The organism is Stenotrophomonas sp. TWI587 (assembly GCF_039674145.1).
GTDB classification, from domain to species: Bacteria; Pseudomonadota; Gammaproteobacteria; order Xanthomonadales; family Xanthomonadaceae; genus Stenotrophomonas; species Stenotrophomonas maltophilia_AY.
Window position 1 is genome coordinate 207,609 of sequence record NZ_JBDJMW010000004.1, and the last position, 20,680, is coordinate 228,288.

Below are 20,680 nucleotides of genomic sequence, written 5' to 3' on the forward strand. Positions count from 1 at the left end.
AGACAACGGCGACGGAACCTAACCAACGATAAAGCTATCTCGGCATCAACGAGAAAGCTGATTAATACACAGGGCACCTTCGACCAGAACGCAGCGCCCACCATTACTCCAAAGCTCAAAGTACCCGGGTCGATCAATATCAAGGTTAATTAGCGGACTAGCCATATACCACGCAATGCAGTAATCCGCCGAAAGACCATAGAATTTCTCAAACAACGCATAGACAATTTCCGAATCTGAAACTAGATTCTCCAATACGGAATCATAGATAAGATCGAAGAACCAGACATTCGGATTATCTTTCCACAGGGCAACCTTCAGAACTTCGTCGCCAACTAATTCAATGGATGCGTGACTGCAAACCTCTGCAATCTCCTCATCACCAAATATAACTGAGGAAGGCTCTATTTCGCTCAACCAGCGCCGCCCTATTTTTAGCAAAGACTGCTTGTCTTCCGCCACTTTAGGAAGCAGGTTAGTGGAGAGATTCCCATTGGATAGTACCGTTCTTGCGATCTCCAAGAGCGCGCCGGAATGCGGAAGATAGCTAAATATCACCGACAACTACTCGATGCCATTGTGACTTTTCAGTAATCCCAGCAAATGAGATTTATCGAGGAAGATCTCACCGCGAAAGTAGGCACGCCAGTTTTATAAAAGAATTGTCACCTGCTACTTTTCCCTTCCCCTTCAGCTACTTCATGATAACGCCCTGCCATCGCCGCAATCACCTTAGTATAACAGGGATATTCAAGCTCATACGTTGCAGAACTCTTGCCTGACAGCCTCAATAATCGAAGCCAGTTCCCAGCGCTCAATCCATACTTCGGAGACATCTGGCCAAGAGCCGGAATTTTCAAGCATAAAACCCTCTGACCGGTGTACGTCAGCAGCGAGAATGCGGACTCGCGGCCCGTCGGCTACGGCGAATGCATAGCATCCTCCTTCCTCTAGATTGTAAGTTGACGCCTGATAAGTGTAGTCACTTATAAAATCGTCAGGAACGTCGTCTTCATCCATCACATACCCTGGGCGCATGATTCTCAAAATTTCATAAAATGCTTGTGGTGCTGGCATTCCTGATATCAACTGATTCTCTGGCAGATCATGAAGAGCGTTCCCCTCCCCCAAGCAACAAATATCTGCACTTAAAGTAGCCACCCGCACGGTCGGGGGGAATATCTTCTGATCAACAACAAAATGAAATATTCCGTTCGAATATCCACCTTCCGATGTCCACTGCGGGAGCGCCTCTACAATAATCGCAAACCTATTCGGATCACCAAAAACTGTCATTTCCAGCCTTTCCCTTTAATTCCAAATGCACGCTTCACTTCTGACGGAATATCATTCTTCTTCAGAGGAGCTGATTTATCACTCGTGCTTCCCGCCCAATGCCACGTACCGTCATTTGCGTTGGTAAACTGATGTACTTCACCATTTGAATCAAGTGCATATCTTTTTCGTCCGTTTTCCACCGAGGAGCCGAACAAATCCATGGAGTTTCCGGGTTCCGTCCCTGCATTGTAGTTGTAGCCACGCTCGCCAGGGCTATGCTTGCCATTTGATTGATAAATGAGGCCATTGGATGCAGTTGTCGGCTCAGGAACAGGCATAGAAGTGCCCCTTCCTGGCGTGGGAGCCTTGGCGTTGCCACCCTTAATTCCCCAACCAGTGCCGACTGCACCAACACCCTTATCCGCGGCGCGCTTCAGCAACGCAAGATACGCCGCCGATTCCTCTTTAGCGGTCATGACGGATGCGTGGTCAAACGCACCTTGGATCTCAATCCCTGGATAGGGGGAAGTAACGATCCCAGTCAGGAGGTTCCACTGCGCAATGATGCCGGACCGCATGGCCTCTGCATCGCGCACGGTCTTATCCATGAGCCAGCCATCGAAACCCTTACTTACGATTCCTGACAGATTCAACGCACCCGAAACCAGCATGTCGTTCGTGAGCTGTCTCCATCCGTAAGCGAAGTCAGCGCCAGGAGTCCTGCTCTGCACCCGGTCGTTTACTGGGATCCCTGGGTACTGCTGCCAGTAGATATCCATGCGAGCTGACCACTCGTCCTTGTAATCCTGCTCAGACACTGAGGGATACTGTCGCATGCTCAGCTCTACTTCTTTCCCATAGGCGAGCAGTTCACGATCTCGTTCCGCGTTCAACTCGTCATATGCACTCGTCACGCCGTCCTTGCACGCCTGTACATTTCCTCCGGCGGCATCGCATGCGGCTCGCTCGTGTTCCATCAGAGCTATCTCCGGCTTACTCAACCAGTTGTTTTCGACCGAATTTTTAGCAAGGGTGGCACCCAATGCAGCGCTGCTGATGCCGTCGCCAGCCAATCCTCCGGCTAACGCCCCCACCGCCTGCGACAGCGCCAAGATGTTCTGCCTCTCCTCATCATTCAGTTTGGAGATCTCGCCGCCGTACAGGTGATCGGTGAGGAACTTCGCCGCCAGTTCGCCACCAGCCGCTGCTGCCGCACCACCCGCAGCGTTACCGCCATTGACCTCGGCCAACAGCGCACCCAGCAGCGCATGTGACAGCAACTGCAACGCGGCGTTCGGATCACTGCCATGGTTCGTATCGAACGTGTCACCGATCAGGTTCGCCGCATATGGAGCCAGTGCGTTGGTCACCATTTGGCCGCCGCCTTGCCCGGAGGTGGCACCGACCAGCAACGTGGTAACCGCCTCAAGCGCGCGGCTGTTGTCACCACCGATGCCCCACTGCTTCGAGTCCCGGTAGGCCTGGCTGTCTCGGGTGAGCAACGCATCACGCGCCGCTGCATCCATGGCATTGAAATTTGCCTTTTCCTGTGGCGTCAGGTCGGCAAAGTAGGCTTCAACTGCCTTGTTGGCCTTATAGGCCTGCACATCGTTGGCAATCTGCTTGCTGGTGGCCACCACCGTGCCCATCGCATTGGCCATCGCCTGCTGATTGGCCAGCTGCAGCTCGGCATTGGGCATCGCCTCAATCGCGCGGTGCGCCGTGGCGGCATCGGTGTTCACGCCCAGCTCGGCGGCAGTCACCTTCTTGCCGCCGATAACGATGTTGCCTTCGGTCAGCGTGGCGTAGGTGGTGCTGCTGTCGCCGCCCTTCTCGTTCATCGGCACACCACCACCGAAGTTCGGCGTGGCACCGGCAAACACCGGCGTGTTGCCCTCCATCGCGCCGCCGTAGCCACCGCTGATGCCGCCCGAGCTGGTGCTGTGCTGCATCTGGTTCTGCAGGTCGCTGAAGGTCAGCGTCTGCGCAGTGAGTTCGCTGTTGGTGGCGTTGGTGCTGGCGATCGCACCACCGACCAGGTTCACGTGGCCGGCATCGACGTGGTAGCCGCCATCACCGGCAAACAGGCCGGACTGCTGGCCCACGCCCTGATAGCTGCCGTTGGATTTGCCCCCACTGGCGTAGCCATCAGCGCTCCACGCGGTGCCGAGCGACACCTGCACCCGGCCGCCCACCTGGCTGTTCTTGGACATGCTTTCCGCCATGTCCTGCAGCGACTCGACGGTCAGCGTGCCGCCGGTCTTTACATCGATGCGGTCGGCCGTCGCGGTGGCACCGCGCAGGGTGGTGTCACCCTCGGCCTTGAGCGAGATGTTCTGACCGGTGAGCGTGGTGTTCCCATAGCTGGACGCAGAGATCGCCGAGTTCAAATCACGCGGTGAACTTGCCTCTTAAGACCGCCCAACGATTTTCACTATGCTTGTCAGTTCCCCACTTGATCATCTAATGATTAGGCGGCCAACCGACTATCGCACGCCGAGGGTGCTCAGGCGCTCTGTTTCTATTCGTTCACCCTAAAGGCTCTGCGCGCCCGTGGCCAGATGATGGTGTAGATGATTCCAGTCAGCAGGCCAATTGAAATCGCTACCGCCACCCGTCTGGGTGCCCAATCGATCCAGAAGCTGCCGCTAGTCCAGATTCGATGCCAGCCGTCCCGCGAAAATGCGCCTTCGATTACGAGCCAGGCAAGTACGCTACAGAACGGAGCAAGAATGATGTGACGAAACCTGGAGTCCGGACGTAGCCTGTCAACAATGAGAATTGCAGGAAGCCCCAGAAGGGCGCCTAACACAGCTGCCACGAGAGCGACTATCGAGGTAAAGATCAGTCCCTCTACAACTGTTCCGGAGGGTATGCCTAGCGGCAAGCCAACTAGTAGAACTGCGCTTAACGCGGCGCCAAGCATTGCAGAAACGAGCTTAGCAAGAATAACGCGCTCGCTCATTGACAAACCTCTACAACTTTCCCTAGCGAATCACGGGTATTCATGCACTTCCTTCTCGATGGAAAATCGCTCCAAGGCCACTGGAGCTTGCTGACTTCGCTGCCAATATTTCGGGTATTGGGTGCCCAAACAAAGTTATCCGCCCAAGAGTTCGAATTGAGAACGGGACTGCTTCCGGTTCCCCACCCTTTGGTGGATACGGAGAAGCCACCATATCCATCAGGCACCACTTGGCGGATTACAAATCCGGGATCAAGGGCGTGTGCGCCTGGAACCGTGATGTTGATGAGGCTACTCGTACTCGGATCGATGAGGTGCGTGACGTAGCCCAATGACATACCCATGATGGAGAGATAGCTAACTACTCCATTTCCAGCAAGGGCCTTCCCGTCAGTGCCGGGCCCTGCATACCTTCGAAGCGCATTGAACTGGTCAACGACGTTACCGCAGGAGCTGGTATAGCTCACAGCGCAAGCAACCGATATCGTTTCGTACTCATGGGGTTGCTTCGTGCTCCCCAAAACGCTCTCATAGCCATCGAATACCGTTTGGAAGAAGGTGCCAGAAGTCCCTTGGGTATAGCCAAGCGCATTGACACCCGCGACCAATGAGTCCTTTCCAATACTCCCATCCGAATATTTGGGCAAGCCTGCGGCCATGTTTGCCGCCACCAGAAGCGCATACGTTTCAATGTCTGCAATCGCGCCGAATGCCGACTTTTTCTCATTGTCTTGCTGAGCGTCTGCGTCGTAGAGGGATCCAAACAATCTCACACCGTTGAAGATCTCCGGGATGATTGTGTTCACACATTCCATGGTGTCGCAAGCAAGCAGTCTCTGGTTGTTGGCGGCACTACGTTGCTCGGCTTCCTTGACAACGGCACTTCGGCACGCTTCATCGCTTGGATCGCACTGTTTGAGCTTCGCACTGAGCACCTCCACGTCACGCTTGCTTAGGTAGTTGTTTTCAACCGAATTTTCTGCGACGTTCGCTCCAAGTGCTGCAGCGGTCAAACCCTTGCCTCCACTACCAGCTGCCAGCGCACCTACAGCCTGCGACAACGCCAGAATCGTCTGCTTCTGCTGATCGTCCAACTCGCCGGTGTACCCGGGATACAACGCCTCGGTCAGCAGCTTCGCCGCCAGTTCGCCACCAGCTGCTGCTGCCGCACCACCCCCAGCGTTACCGCCATTGACCTCAGCCAGCAGCGCACCCAGCAGCGCATGTGACAGCAACTGCAACGCGGCGTTCGGATCACTGCCATGGTTCGTATCGAACTTGTCACCGATCAGGTTCGCCGCATATGGAGCCAGTGCGTTGGTCACCATTTGGCCGCCGCCTTGCCCGGAGGTGGCACCGACCAGCAACGTGGTAACCGCCTCAAGCGCGCGGCTGTTGTCACCACCGATACCCCACTGCTTCGAGTCCCGGTAGGCCTGGCTGTCTCGGGTGAGCACCGCATCACGCGCCGCTGCATCCATGGCATTGAAATTTGCCTTTTCCTGTGGCGTCAGGTCGGCAAAGTAGGCTTCAACTGCCTTGTTGGCCTTATAGCCCTGCACATCATTGGCAATCTGCTTGCTGGTGGCCACCACCGTGCCCATCGCATTCGCCATCGCCTGCTGATTGGCCAGCTGCAGCTCCGCATTGGGCATCGCCTCAATCGCGCGGTGCGCCGTGGCGGCATCAGTGTTCACGCCCAGCTCGGCGGCAGTCACCTTCTTGCCGCCGATAACGATGTTGCCTTCGGTCAGCGTGGCGTAGGTGGTGCTGCTGTCGCCGCCCTTCTCGTTCATCGGCACACCACCACCGAAGTTCGGCGTGGCACCGGCAAACACCGGCGTGTTGCCCTCCATCGCGCCGCCGTAGCCACCGCTGATGCCGCCCGAGCTGGTGCTGTGCTGCATCTGGTTCTGCAGGTCGCTGAAGGTCAGCGTCTGCGCAGTGAGTTCGCTGTTGGTGGCGTTGGTGCTGGCGATCGCACCACCGACCAGGTTCACGTGGCCGGCATCGACGTGGTAGCCGCCATCACCGGCAAACAGGCCGGACTGCTGGCCCACGCCCTGATAGCTGCCGTTGGATTTGCCCCCACTGGCGTAGCCATCAGCGCTCCACGCGGTGCCGAGCGACACCTGCACCCGCCCGCCCACCTGGCTGTTCTTGGACATGCTTTCTGCAACGTCCTGCAGCGACTCGACGGTCAGCGTGCCGCCGGTCTTTACATCGATGCGGTCGGCCGTCGCGGTGGCACCGCGCAGCGTGGTGTCACCTTCGGCCTTGAGCGAGATGTTCTGACCGGTGAGCGTGGTGTTCTGCCAGGTCGTGCTGTCCGCGTTGGACTTGCTGCTGCCCACGCTCGCTTCGGCATACACGTACGCGCCTGTCTGTGCGCCCACCTGGACACCCACACCCACTTCGGCACCCGCATTGCTGCTCTTGCTGCGGTCGGCAAGCTGCGCCTTACCGGCTTCCAGCAGGATGTCGCGTGCCGAATCCAGGCTCACCGTGTTGCCCGCGCTCAGGTTGCCCTGCACCACATGGATGTCACCGCTGGTGCTGGTCAGGTTGAGGTTGCCACCTGCCTGAAGCGTGGAGCCCTGCGAGACCACGCTGCTGCTGTCCGCACTGCTGTTGGCGGTTTTGAAGCCGATACCGGCTTCGGCACTGATCAGTGTCCCGCTGCCACCGGCACCGGCGGTGCCGGCGATCGCGCTGGCCGCCTGGTACGCATTGGCGGCCGCTGCCATGTTCTGCATGGACGACAGACGACCGTCGGACTGCCGGGCCGCATCCACGTTGTTGATGAGGTCGATGAAGGGCGACTTCACCCGCGCGAACACGCCGATCTTCAGATCGTCATCGCGCTGCGAGGAGTGCCCGACCTCGTCGGCGGTGAGCAGCTCGATCTGCGCGGCGGTGATGTTGATGTCCTTGGCCGACACCACGTTGCTGGCAATCTGGCTGTAGGTGCCGCCGGCGCTCAGGTTGACGTTGCCGCCCAGGCTGCCGACATTGCTGGCCACCTGCGATACCTGCGCACTGTCATCGTCATGCTCCTGCCGGTGCCAGCCGGAGAACTTCTCGGTGTCGGAGATCTGCACTGTGCCGATCGCCTTGCTCTGCGAGGTGTTGGTGTTGCTCACCGTGTCCTGGCCACTGCGGATGGTCAGGTCGCCTGCGGCGTGGATGTTCACGTCCTTCTCGGCCACGATGTTGGCGGCGGTGAGACTGATATCCCCCTCACTGGTCGCCATGCGCACCCCACCGCCCACCGACAGCTGGGTACCGGTGATGGTGTCGCTGCTGCCGCTGCCTTCACTGCGCGAATTGTTGGTGCCGAACGGCAGGCCACTGGTGTTGTTGGCGATGCCCCAGCCCTTGCCACTGCTCTGGCTGGTGCTGGATTCGGTGTTGTGGGCGACATCGAACACGATGTCCTTGGTGGCCAGCAGCAGGGCATCGCCCTCGGCCGCCATCTGCGCGCCCTGGCTGTAGATCGAGCCGCCGTTGGCGATCAGGGTCAGGTCGCCGCCCGCACTGAGCTGGCTTACCCGCGCATCACTGCTGGACTGGCTCTCGTTGCTGTTGGAACGCTGGCTGCCCGCGGTGATCACCGTGGAGGTGGTGGCCGCCCGCAGGCCGGAGGCGGCGCCTTCGGCATTGCGGGTGATCTTGCCCATGGTGGAGCCACTGTCGGCCATGCCGTCGGTGGTGGAATCGCGGGCGCTGCGGTAGGCCTTGGTGGGATCGTAGGTCACCCCCACCGAGAGGCCACTGGATTTGCTGGAGGCGCTGCTCTGCGTCTCCAGCGTGTCCTGCCGCGCGATCAGGTTGATGTCCTTGCCGGCCAGGGTCAGGTTGTTGCCGGCGGCGACATCAGAGGCGGCGATGGTCAGCTGGTTGCCGGCATTGATCAGCACGTTGCCGTCCATCGAGCCCACGGCCGAGGCCACCTGGGTGGTGGACTGGCTGGCGCTCTGGTTGTTCGACTTGGCGCTGCTGTACCCCACCGACGCCACGCCATTGCCGAAGCCGCCGGTGATGCCGGATTTCTTCTGGCTGAAGCTGCTGGCCTCGCTGTAGGTGTCCTGCGCCGATTCGATGGTGATGTTGTTGGCCGCGGCAATGCGCAGGTCGTTGTCCGCAAGCACGGTGGAGCCGGTGATGGTCACATCGTTGCCGGCGATCATGTCCACCGTCTTGCCACCGATGGTGCTGCCCACCGCATAGCTGGCCGAGCTCTGGTCATGGGTGGTGGTGGTGGTGCTGGACAGCGTCTTCTTCTTGCGGGTGGTTTCGTCCACCACCAGATCGTGGGTTTCCTGCGCGGTGGTCAGCACCAGGTTGCGCCCGGCTGAGAGCAGCACGCCGCCGTCGCTGCTGTCCACCGTGGTGGCCTGCAGGGTGAGGTCGCGGCCGGCCTGCAGGGCAACGCCTTCGCCACCGCTGAGCTGGTTGCCCAGCACCCAGCCATCGGCGGCACTGACCTCGCGCGAGCCGTTCTTGCTCTTGGCACCGCTGTCGAACGTGCGCGTGTCCACCACGGCAACGCTGTTGATATCGCGCCCTGCCTGGGCCACCAGTGCATTGGCGGCCGAGACGTTGGCGGCGGTCAGGTTCAGGTCGTTGCCGGCCTTGAGCACCACATCGCCGGCACCGCTGATGGTGGTGCCGATGTTGATCAACTGGGTCTGGCTGTTGAAGTTGCGGGCGTCATGGGTGAGCGAGACGCTGCTCTTCTCGGCGACCGAGGTGAGGCTGAGGTCGCCACCGGCCACGATCGCGGTCAGGCCGTCGGTACCGGCGTTGGCCAGCTGCGCGGCCCGCAGCTCCACGTTGCCACCGGCGTTGACGCTGAGCACGCCGGCGCCGTCCTTGTTGGTCACGTACAGCCCGGCCACGCGATCCAGCGTGGTGGTCTGCTGCACCAGCAGGTCGCCGTTGTCGCGCCACTCGCGCGTGGTCGAGGCCACGGTGATGTTGCCACCGGCCTTGAGCCCCAGTGCATCGGTGGCGGTGACGGTGCTGCCGATGATGTCGATGTCGTGGGTGGCCTGCAGGCCGACCTGCTGGCCGCTGATCTGCCCACCGCTGACGTTGCGGATGTTGCCGGCATCGATGCTCACCAGCTGGCGCCCGGCGATGGCACCGCTGTTGACCAGGTCGCCGCGCAGCTTGATGTCGATGTCGGCACCGGCCAGCAGCGCACCGTTGGTATCCAGATCGCCCGGCATCACCCGCAGGTACACCTGCGGCACCAGCGCGCGCACGGTGGAGCCGTCGGCCAGGGTGACGTCCTGCTCCACCAGCCAGACGATGTCGCTGGTGAGGCGCGCCATCTGCTCGGCGGTCAGCGCCACGCCGGGGCGCAGGCCCCACGCACTGGCGACGGTGGCACCGGCCTCCAGCAGCGCGCGGTACTGGTCCTCATCGCTGGCATGGCCATCGAGGAAGCGGCGGCCGGTGAGCTCGCCGATCTGTTCGCGCACCAGCTTCTGTTCGTAGAAACCGTCACCCAGGCGCTTCTGGGTCTGCGAGGGCTCATAGCCGGCGCGCTGCAGCAGGTAGTCCGAGCTGAGCCAGCTGCGGTAGCTGGCAAAGCGCGGGTCGGTTTCCACCAGGTAGCCGCCGCGGTTGGCATCCACGTTGAACAGGCTGGCGCTGGGGGCACTGGCATTGGGCGTGGTGGTGACCACCACGTGCGGGTCATTGCCGGCGGCGGCGACGGCCTGCTTGTTGGCCAGTGCGGCATTGCCACCGCTGCCGGCGTGGCCACCGGCCTGCACGGCCCCCGGGCCGGTGGCCGTGGCCTGTGCTGCCTGCCCGGCCACGATGTCCTGCACGCCGCCCGTGCCCGGGCCCGCCGAGCCAACCTGGCCCGGTCCCTGGGCGCTGGCGGCATCGGCCAGCTGGCCGCTGGTGCGGTCGGCACCCTGCAGGCCCTGGCCTGCCGCGCCCTGTGCGGCACCGGCCGCAGACGGTCCCTGGGCGTGCGCGCCATCGGCGATGTGGCCACCGGCCTGACCCGGCCCCTGTACCGCACTACCGGTTTGACCGTGTGCTGCGCCGGCCGCCGTCGGCCCCTGTGCGTTCACCGGGCCGGCGCCCTGGCCGTTACTCTGCCCCGGCCCCTGTACCGCGCCTGCGCCCGGGACGACCGAGCCTGCGCCCGGCCCACCGGTGTTGAGGTTGGCCATGCTGTCGCCATCGCGCACGTTCGGCGCATCGCGGCCGGTGTTCTCGTTGCGCAGATTGCCGACATCGATGCTCAGCTTGCCGCCGGCGGTGATGCCCGCCCCCAGCACGCTGAGCTGCTCGGAGATCGGCGCGGCGCTCCACTGGCTGCGCGAGCCGCCATAGGTGATGGAGACATTGCTGAAGCTATGTGTGCGGAACAGCGTCTTGGCGGTGTTGATGATCGAGGATTCACCCACGTTCAATCCGACCACGGCCAGGTTGCCACCGGCGGCGATGCTGGCGTACTCGTTGCGCAACGCATCGGTGGCGATGCGCATGTGGCCACCGGCATTGATCACGGCGTCAGCACCGGCCGACACCAGCACGTCTTCGGTGGTGGTACGGGTGGCGACGCGGGTCTTCTCGTTGCCATTGGTGCTGGTGGTGTGGCGCTGCATGTTGATCAGCATCGCCTCCGGATTGTCGTAGTCCGGGTAGGTGATCAACCGCACGCAGGTGGTGGTGCAGGTGCCGTAGGCGTTGTTGTAGGCCAGGGTATCCGAGTCGTAGCGGAACTGCCGGTTTCCCGGCGGCATCATCGAGAGATCGCGGAACGGATCTTCGGCCCCGGCGCCCAGCTGGTCCGGATTGTTGCGGCTGTCTGCACGGCCCACGTAGTAGATGACCACCGTGCCGTCCTGCGCGGGCAGTCGCGAGCGCTCGCCGCGCTCGCCGTCCAGGCCACCGCGTGCGAAGTAGTAGGCGCTGGTGTTGGCAGTCAGCCGGACCACCGCCCGGCGGATCTGCTGGCCGTCGGGCGTGATGTACGCGGTGTCTTCCAGGATGTCATCCGGATTGAGGTAATAGACCTCGTAGGGCTGGAAGTTGGAGGTGTCGCGCAGATTCCGGGCGGTGTTGTTGCCGTTCTTGAACCAGCCCGGCTGGTTGAGCGTGACCGGCCCATGCTGGATGGTCTGCTGCTGCACCACCACGTTTTCGCGGATGTTGTTCACCGCCAGCGCGGACATGTCCAGGTTACCGGCGATCTCGATGGTGGAGCTGAGGTTGTCGATGCGCTGTGCGCTGCCCACGGCCGTCAGCCCGTTGAGCGCCCCGCCGATGGCCGCATCGCCATCGCTGAAGATGAGGCTTTGGCCGCGGTTGTTCAGCACGCCCAAGCCGAGGTCCAGACGCTGGCGTGCGGCGATGGTGGCCGAGCGCTGGGCGCCGCCCACGTTTTCGGCCAGGTTGTTGAGGGTGCCGGCCTGGATGGCGATGTGGTCGCCGTAGATGCGGCCGGTGCCGATGTTGTTCAGCGTGCCGGCGTCGATGTGGGTAATGCGGCCGTCCAACAGGCCGCGGTTGAGCAGCTCACCGCTGGCCACCAGCCGGGTCAGGCCGACGCTGCTGATCTCGCCGGAAGCGGCGTTGTGGATGTTGCCGGCGCTGATGTTCACCCCGGCGCCCTGCAGCTTGCCCAGGTTGTCCAGGTTGCCCTGGATGGCCAGGGTGAGCGTGCCGTTGGCGGCGAGCTCGCCGGTGTTGGTGTGGCTCTGGCCCAGCTCCAGGGTCATGTCACCCTGCGAGAGCAGCTTGCCGTCACCGGTGATCTCACGCGTGCGCACGATCTGGTTGCTGCCCGCCACCAGTGAACCGCCGGCGTTGGCGATGCTGTCGGCGCGGATATCAGACGTCTCGGCGGCGGATATCTGGCCGCCGCTGTTGTTCAGCAGCCCGCCCACTTGCACCACCAGGGTGTCGGCCAGGATCTGGCCCTGCTGGTTGTCCAGGCTGCCCGTGCCCAGCTGCAGGTGCTTGCCCTGCAGGCCCAGCGCCGGGCCAGTGGGCGCGCTCAGGGTGTAGCGGTTGTCGATATTGCCCGCCTGCAGGGCGAGCGTGCCACCGGCGGCCACCAGGCCACCACGGTTGTCCAGCGCGCCGGGCAGGACGATGTCCGCATTGCGGCCCACCGTGATCTTGCCGCCGGCGTTGGCCACCGATTGCGCACGCAGGGTCAGGTCGCCTGCGCCCACCAGCGCGCCGCCGGCGGTGTTGTCGACACTGCTGGCAGTGACGGTGATCGCGCCCTGGCCAAAGATCGAACCGGCACGGTTATCGAACGCACCGCTGTGGATCTCCAGCGTACCGCTGCTGTTGATGCCGTTGCCGTTGGCATTCGTGTTGATCAGGGCCTGGCCGGCCGTGTCGATACGCAGGTTGCCGGCGGACTGCAGCAGCCCACCGCTGTTGTCCAGCTGGCCGGTGCGCAGCGCGGTGCCCCCGGTCAGGCTGGCCACAGTGCCTGCGCGGTTGTCCAGGGTGTAGCCGCGGGTATCCAGATCCACCGTGCCGGCGATGATCCGGCCGCTGTGGTTGTCGATGCCGCTGCTGGTCAGGCGCAGATCGGTACCGGCCTGGATCAGGCCGGTGGTGTTGCGTACCTGCGCGGTCGTGTCGAGCTGCAATGCGGCGCCGGCGGCCAGGGTGCCCGCTTCATTGTTCAGGGATTGCGTAGTGATGTGCGCGTTGCCGCCCGACGACACCGTCCCCTGCGCACTGTTGTCGAGCAGGCCATCGACGGTGACCGTCAAGCTGGAGCTGCCATCGCTGTGCAGGGTGCCACCGCGGTTGTCCAGGCCGGTGGCGGTGACCGTGGCATTGCCAGTGGTCAGGATGCGACCGCCCCGGTTCTCCAGTGCACCGCCGATGGCCAGCTGATTGCTCCCCGCCCCGGCCGCCTGCACGGTGCCCTGGTTGTTGAGCAGCTGCGCGGCGCGCAGATCCAGCGTGCCATTGCTGGCGAGGGTGCCGGCGGTGTTGTCCAGCCGGCCGCGCACGTTCAGCGCCAGCACGTCGGTGCCGGTGGCGGTGAGCGTGCCGCCTGCGGTGACCAGTTCACCGGTCTCGATACGGATGCGCTGTGCGGCGGTGGTGCCATCGCGCAGGTCGGTGTTCTCGCCGGTCAGCGCCAGGCTGCCATTGCTGAGCAGCTTGCCGCCTTGGCCGTTGAGGGTGTGAGCGTTGATCGCCAGCGTACCGGTGCCCGCCTGCTGCACGGTGCCGCCGGCATTGCCGAGGGTGGCCGCGGTGATCTGCAGGTCGCCGTTGCTGGCCAGCGTGCCGCCGTTGCCATTGTCGAGTATGCCGCTGACGTCCAGGCTGCTGGCCTGCCCGCCCGTGGCCAGCACGGTGCCGCCCTGGTTGTTGAAGGCCTCGGCCTGCACGGTCAGCTGGGTCGCGTTGAGGGTGGCACCGCCGTGGTCCACCGCACCGGCGTGCAGCGCAAGTGCGCCGGCACTGACGATCGTGCCCTTCGCACCATCGAGCTGGCCGACCGTCAGGGTCAGCGACTCGTTGCCGCCGTGGCTGAGCGTGCCTTCCTCATTGATCAGGCGGGCGGCATCGATCTGCAGCTGGCGGCCATTGCTGGCCACATCGCCGCGGGTATTGTCGAACGTGCCGAGCACGTTGATGCGGGTATCGCCGGTGCCGGCTGCGCTCAGCGTGCCGTCGATGTTGGAGAGCGCGCCGGCCGTGATCTGCTGGGCGCCATTGGCGGCGATGGTGCCGCCGTTGTTGGTCAGCGCCCTGTCCACCTGCAGGGTCATGGCCTGCGTGCCGGTGGAGGTGAGCGTGCCCTTGCTGGTATCCAGGCTGCCAGCGGTCACCGTGACCTGGCGCGCGCCGGTGGTGGCGCCACTGAGATCGAGCGTATCGCCCTTCAGTTGCAGCGCCCCGTTGCCGACGATGCGGCCACCCGCACCGTGCAGGTCGGTCACCTCGATGGCGAGCGTGCCTTCACCGGCGTGCTCGATGCTGCCGGTCTGGTTGTCCAGGGTGGTGGCGGTGAGGTGCGCATCGCCACCGCTGGCGATGACACCCTGGCCGCTGTTGTCCAGCCTCCCGTCCACGCCGATGGTCAACGCCCCGCCGGTCTGCAGGGTGCCGCCGTGGTTGTCCACGCTGGCCGCACCGATGACGGTCGCGCCGGTGGCGAGAATGCGCCCGCCGCGGTTCTCCAGCGCCTGGCCCACCTGCAGCTGGTTGCTGCCCGCGCCAGCCGCCTGCAGCGTGCCCTGGTTGTTGATGAGGGTGGCCGCGTGCAGGTCCACCGTGCCATTGCTGGCCAGGGTGCCGCCGGTGTTGTCCAGGCGGTTGCGCACGTTCAGCGCCAGTGGCCCCGTGCCGGTGGCGACAAGGTTGCCGCCGGCGGTGGTCAGGTCACCGGTGTCGATGCGGATCTGCTGCGCCGAGGTGGTGCCGTTGCGCAGGTCGGTGGTGTCGCCGCTGAGCGCCAGCGCGCCATTGCTGACCAGCGTACCGCCTTGGCCATTGAGGGTCGCGGCGGTGATGCTCAGCGAGCCGGTGCCGGCCTGCTGCACGGTGCCGCCGGCGTTGCCGAGGGTGGCCGCGGTGATCTGCAGGTCGCCATTGCTGGCCAGGGTACCGTCGTCGCCGTTGTCCAGGGTGCCATCCACCCGCACCGTGTTGGCCTGGGTGCCGGTGGAGAGCACGGTGCCACCACGGTTGTCGAGTGCGGTCGCGACGATGTCCAGCTGGCCGGCGCTGAGGGTGGCGTCGCGGTGATCGATCGCGTCCGCACGCAGGGTCAGCGTGCCGGCGGTGGCGATGCTGCCTTTCTGGCCCTGCAGGCTGCCGGTCTGCAGGGTGAGGCCGTTCTGGCCGGCGTGGTGGATCCGGCCGGTGTCATTGACCAGGCTGCCGGTCTGCACCGTCAGGGCGCCGCCGTTGCTGGCCAGGGTGCCGCGGGTGTTGTCGAACTGGCCAGCGACTTCAATGCGGGTGTCTGCAGTTCCTGCCGAACTCAGCGTACCGGCAACGTTGGACAGCGTACCGGCGCTGATCTGCTGCGCGCCATTGGCAGCAATGGTGCCGCCATCGTTGCCCAGCGCATCGCGCACCTGCAGCACCATGGTCTGCTCACCGGTGCTGCTGAGCGTGCCACCGGCGTTGTCCAGGCTGCCGGCGGTCACCGTGACCTGGCGCGCTGCAGTGGTGCCCCCGCGGATATCCAGGGCGTCGCCCTGCAGGGTCAACGCGCCATTGCTGATGATGCGGCCGCCAGCGCCCTGCAGCGTGCCGGTATCGATCTGCAGCTGGCCCTCGCCGGCCTGTTCGATGCTGCCGCTGCGGTTGTCCAGCGTGGCCGCGCGCAACTGTGCATCGCCGCCACTGGCGATCAGGCCGGTGTTGCTGTTGTCCAACAGGCCATCCACGCCCACGCTCAGGTCGGTGGCGCTGTGGACCGTGCCGCCCTGGTTGTCCAGGCTGGCCGCGGTGACATTGAGATCACCGCTGGTGAGGATCTTGCCGCCGCGGTTCTGCAGCGCCTGGTCGATGCTCAGCTGGCTCGCGGCGGTCCCTGCGGCCTGCAGGTTGCCACCGTTGTTGAACAGCGTGGCGGCGCGCAGATCCAGCGCACCATTGGTCGCCACGGTGCCGCCGGTGTTGTCCAGGCGGCCGCGGACCTGCAGCGCCAGTGCGTCGGTGCTGGTGGCCGTGAGCGTGCCGCCGGCGGTGGTGAGATCGCCGGTCTCGATGCGGATGCGCTGGGCCGAGGTGGTGCCAGCGCGCAGGTCGGTGGTATCGCCCTGCACGTGCAGCGTGCCGTTGCTGAGCAGGGTGCCGCCGGCACCGTTGAGGGTGGCGGCGTTGATCGCCAACAGACCATTACCGGCCTGCTGCACGGTACCGCCGGCATTGCCGAGCAGCGCCGCGTTGAGGGTCAGGTCGCCATTGCTGGCGATCAGGCCATCGTCACCGTTGTCCAAGGCGCCGGCCACGTCGATGTGGTTGGCCTGGGTACCCGTGGCCACGAGTTGCCCGCCGCGGTTGTCGAAGGCCTCTGCCGCCAGCGCGATCTGCGTGGCCTGCAGGGTGGCACCACGGTGGTCCACCTCGCCCGCGGCGAGCGTGAGGGCGCCGGCGGTGACGATGCGGCCATCCTGGCCCAGCAACTGCCCGGTGCTCAGGGTCAGGCCCTGGGTGCCGGCATGGCTGAGGGTGCCGTCGATGTTGCGCAGGCTGCCCGTTGCCACTTCCAGTGCAGCGGCATTGCTGGCGATCACGCCCTTGCTGTTGTCCAGCTGACCCGCTACGTGGATCTGGCTGTTGCCGGTGCCGGCCGAACTCAGCGTGCCACCCCGGTTGGACAGCGCGCCGGCCTCGATGTGCTGAGCACCGTTGGCAGCGATCGTGCCGGTATCGTTGGTCAGCTGCTCGCGCACCTGCAGGCGCATGTCCGCTGTGCCGGTGGCGCTCAGCGTGCCACCGGTGTTGTCCAGGCTGCCGGCCTGCACGGTGATCTGCGTGGCACCCACCGCACCATCGCGCAGGTCCAGCGTCTCGCCCTGCAGGTGCAGCGCATCGGCCGCGACCAGGGTGCCATCGGCATTGCGCAGCACCTCGACCTCGATGCGCAGATCGCCATTGCCGGAGATCGCGCCGCCGGTGTTGTCCAGCAGCTGCGTCACGCGCACCTGCGAGGCGGCCTCGCCAGCGGCGATGAGCTTGCCGTGGTCATTGACGAAGCGGCCGGCGTTGATGTCCACGGCGCCGTTGCTGCCAAGGGTGCCGCCACTGTTGTCCAGCAGGGTGCGTGCCTGCACCTGCAGTGCCTGGGTGCCCAGCGCGCTGAGCTGACCACCGGCGGTGATCAGGCGCTCGCTGTCGATGCGGATCTGCTGTGCCGAGGTGGTGCCATTGCGCAGATCCAGCGTGTCGCCCTGCAGCTCGAGCGCGCCGTTGCTGAGCAGCGTGCCGGCGTGGCCGTTGAGCGTGTCCACCTTGATGGCCAGCGTGCCGGTGCCGGCCTGCTGGATGGTGCCGCCGGCGTTGCCGAGGGTGCTGGCGCTGATGGATAGATCGCCATTGCTGGCCAGGGTGCCGCCATCGCCGTTGTCCAGCGTGTCGGTTACCTGCAGCGTGTTGGCGGCAGTGCCTGTGGCGATGATGCTGCCACCGCGGTTGTCCAGCGATTGCGCGGTGATGTCCAGCTGCTCGGCGGCCACGGACGCGCCGCGATGGTCGACAGCTCCGGCGCTGAGCTCGAGCGCGCCAGCCGTGCCGATGCGACCCCGCTGACCGTCCAGTCGGCCGGTGGTGATGGACAGTCCGTTCTGACCGGCATGGCTGATCGTGCCATCGGCATTGACCAGTGCACCTGCCTGCAGCTGCAGTGCGCCTGCATTGCTGGCCACGGTGCCACCGGTGTTGTCCAGCGTGCCGGCCACGATCAGGCGGGTATCGGCGGTGCCGGCCGAGTTCAACGCGCCGCCCCGGTTGGTCAGCGCGCCTGCCTCGATCTGCTGCGCGCCGTTGGCGGTGAGCGTGCCCCCGTCATTGACCAGGCTGCCGCTGATGCGCAGCTGCATGGCCTGCTCGCCCAGCGAGAGCAGGGTGCCGCCGGTGTTGTCCAGCGCGCCGGCACGGATGTCGACCTCGCGGCCGCGGGTCGTGGCCTTGTGCAGGTCCAGTGTCTGCGCCTGCAGCTGCAGCAGGCCACTGCTGGCGATGGTGCCTTCGCCGCCGCTCAGGCTGGCGGTGGTGATCTGCAGCGTGCCGTTGCCGGCATGATCGATGCTGCCGCCGCCATTGAGCAGACGCTCGGCATCGATGCGCAGGTCGCCATTGCTGGAAAGCGTGCCGCCCTGGTTGTGCAGCGCCTCGCTGGTATGCAGCGTGGTCTGCCCGGTGCCGGCGGCGATCAGCTTGCCGCCGGTGTTGATCAAGGTGGTGCTGTCGATGGCCAGCGCGCCGTTGCTGCCCAGTGTGCCCCCGGTGTTGTCCAGGGTGCGGGCCACCTGCAGATCCAGTACCTCGGGGCCGGCCGAGGTGAGCGTGCCACCGGCAGTGATCAGATCGCCGGTGGTGATCGCGATGCGCTGCGCGGAGGTGGTGCCATCGCGCAGGTTGGTGGTATCTCCCTGTACCACCAGGCTGCCATTGCTGAGCACGGTGCCGCCCTGGCCCTGCAGGTTGACCGCATCGATACGCAGGCTGCCGGTGCCGGCCTGCTGCACGGTGCCACCGGCATTGCCCAGCTGCGCTGCGGTGATCTGCAGGTCGCCGTTGCTGGCCAGGGTGCCGCCGTCGCCGTTGTCCAGCGTGCCCTGCACACTGAGCGCGCTGACCTGCTGCCCGGTGGACAGCACCCGCCCGCCGCGGTTGTCGACGTCGCCGGCGGTCAGGCTCACCCGGTTGGCGATCAACTGCGCCTTGCGGTGGTCGGCACTACCCAGCTGCAGGACGATGTCGCCGGCGGTGGCGATGGTGCCCTGCATACCGTCCAGGCGATCAGCGCGCAGCTGCAGCCCGTTGCTGCCCGCATGGCTGAGGCTGCCGCGGGCGTTGATCAGATGGCCCAGGTCCAAGCCGAAGGTGGTGGCGTTGCTGGCCAGGCTGCCGTCGCTGTTGTCCAGCGTGCCGATGGACCAGGCGGTGGCCGCGCTGCCACCGTGCGCGAGGGTACCGCCGCGGTTGAACAGCGACTGTGCCTGCAGCTGGACGGTCTGCGCCAGCGCCATGTGGCCGCCGCTGTTGTCCAGCGTCTGCACCTGGGCCGAGGCCGCCCCCTGCACCTCCAGCCGGCCGCCGACATTGCGCAGCGCTTCGCCCTGCACCTGCAGGGTCTGTACCCCCAGCGTGCCGCGGCTGTTGTCCAGGCTGTTGCGGGCGCTCAGCTGCAGGATGCCGGTGGCATCGATGGCACCCCCGTCGTTGTCCAGCGAGGTGGCGATGTTGAGTGCGCCGGCCGCCAGCGGGGCGGTGGGCGTGGGTGGTGTGGTGCCGCCGGTGCCGCCCTGGCCCGGCGTGGGCGTGCCGGTGCCGGGGGTGCTGCCGCTGCCCGGCTGTCCAGTAGTGCCTCCCGGGGTGCCACCCTCGCTCCCCTGCCCCGGCGAGGTGCTGGCCACCGTGCCGATCCTGCCCTGCACGTTGCTGATGTCCGCGCCACTCAATTGCAGCGTCTGGCCGCCCACCTGTTCGATGCTGCCGCCGCGGTTGCGCAGCGCATCGGCATTCACTTCGATGCGGCGGGCATTGAGCGTGCCGCCGCTGTTGTCCAGATCGGCGGGCGTGTCCACGCGCAGTTCGCGCTCGGCGCTGAGCGTACCCGCATTGGCCACGCCGCCGGCGGCGGTGATCCGGGTGTCCTGCTGCGCGTGCAGCGCACCGGTGTTCTCCAGCCGGCCATCGGCAGTGACCACCAGTTCGCCGGCCTGCGCACCGATCTTGCCGGCGTTGCTCATGCCGACGCCATGCTCGTTGCCGACCAGCCAGATGCGGTTGGCATACATGCCACCGAGCGCACCGACGTCCAGCGCGAAGGCCGGCGCGCCGCCGGTGGGGGCCTGCGCGGTCACGCTGCTGTGGTCGGCACTGACCACGTTGGTGCCCAGGCTGGCCTGCAGCTGGTTGGCCCAGATACCGGCGTTGACCTGCAGCGAGCGGGTGATGATGTCGGTGTAGTCGGTCAGGCTGGCATCCAGGCCCGCACCCGCCACGCGGATCGCACCGCCCTGGACACGGTAGCCTTCCAACGCACCATTGTTGAGGATGGGCGTACCGGTGGTCAGGGTGACCCGGCTGGCATTGAGGAAGCCGGCACCGTCGATCTGGATGCCGGCCGGGTTGGCGATGACCACCTGGGCACGGGCACCGGCCACTTCGACATAGCCGTTGAGGTGGCTGGGGTTGCTGCCGTTGACCTCATTGAGGATGACCCGCGCGGTGCCGGTGGCCAGCCAGGGATTGCCCTGCACCCAGCCACCGATCTGCGTCTGCACGTCCGTGCGCGAATTGTTGAGGATGACGCCCTGGCGGCCGACATCGAGCTGCTGGTACTGGTTGCGCGAGACACCGGCCGCGCTGGGCGTGGTGATGTTGACCTGCGGTGTGCCGTTGGCCGAGGTGATCACGGTGGGCCGCTGCTGGGCCGGTGCGCCGGGGTCGGCGATGATGCGGCCGGCATCGGGCACCTGCTGCGCGGACAGCGGCTGTACCAGCCCTACCCAACCGAGCACCAGCCACAGCGCAAAGCTCATCGGCCGCAGCGTGGCCATCGTGTTGCCGCCGCGCGCATCGCAGCCCCCGCGGGGTGCGGTCACCAGTTCGGAGGCGACCTGCATGACACCCAGGGTACGGTTGAAAACCAGGCGATAGACTCGATTCACGGCGTTGCTTCCTTTCAATGCGGTGTGGGGTCGCGCGCCGCAGCGGCGCGCAGGGCCGTACAGCTGG

The 20,680-nt window shown here is 65.0% G+C and carries 4 protein-coding genes; all 4 read right to left on the minus strand.

The genetic code is table 11. The features are described 5' to 3' along the window. Positions 1 to 45 precede the first annotated feature (45 nt). The 4 genes from ABE464_RS08550 to ABE464_RS08565 all read right to left on the minus strand — a co-directional run bounded on the left by ABE464_RS08550 (position 46) and on the right by ABE464_RS08565 (position 20,613). Positions 46 to 558 carry a hypothetical protein gene (locus tag ABE464_RS08550; RefSeq protein ID WP_346471588.1) on the minus strand — a complete coding sequence of 171 codons (513 nt, stop codon included), beginning with the start codon at positions 556 to 558 and terminating at the stop codon, positions 46 to 48. Positions 559 to 756: 198 nt separating this feature from the next. Next, positions 757 to 1,296: an immunity 42 family protein gene (locus tag ABE464_RS08555; RefSeq protein ID WP_346471589.1), complete on the minus strand. Its 540-nt coding sequence runs from the start codon at positions 1,294 to 1,296 to the stop codon at positions 757 to 759. Continuing rightward, positions 1,293 to 3,668 (minus strand): VENN motif pre-toxin domain-containing protein, encoded by a 2,376-nt coding sequence (locus ABE464_RS08560; RefSeq protein WP_346471590.1) that lies wholly within the window; start codon positions 3,666 to 3,668, stop codon positions 1,293 to 1,295. Before ABE464_RS08560 ends, ABE464_RS08555 begins: the two co-directional genes overlap by 4 nt. Before the next feature lie 571 nt (positions 3,669 to 4,239). Next, complete coding sequence (locus ABE464_RS08565) at positions 4,240 to 20,613, minus strand: hemagglutinin repeat-containing protein (RefSeq protein ID WP_346471591.1); 16,374 nt, start codon at positions 20,611 to 20,613, stop codon at positions 4,240 to 4,242. Positions 20,614 to 20,680 lie beyond the last annotated feature (67 nt).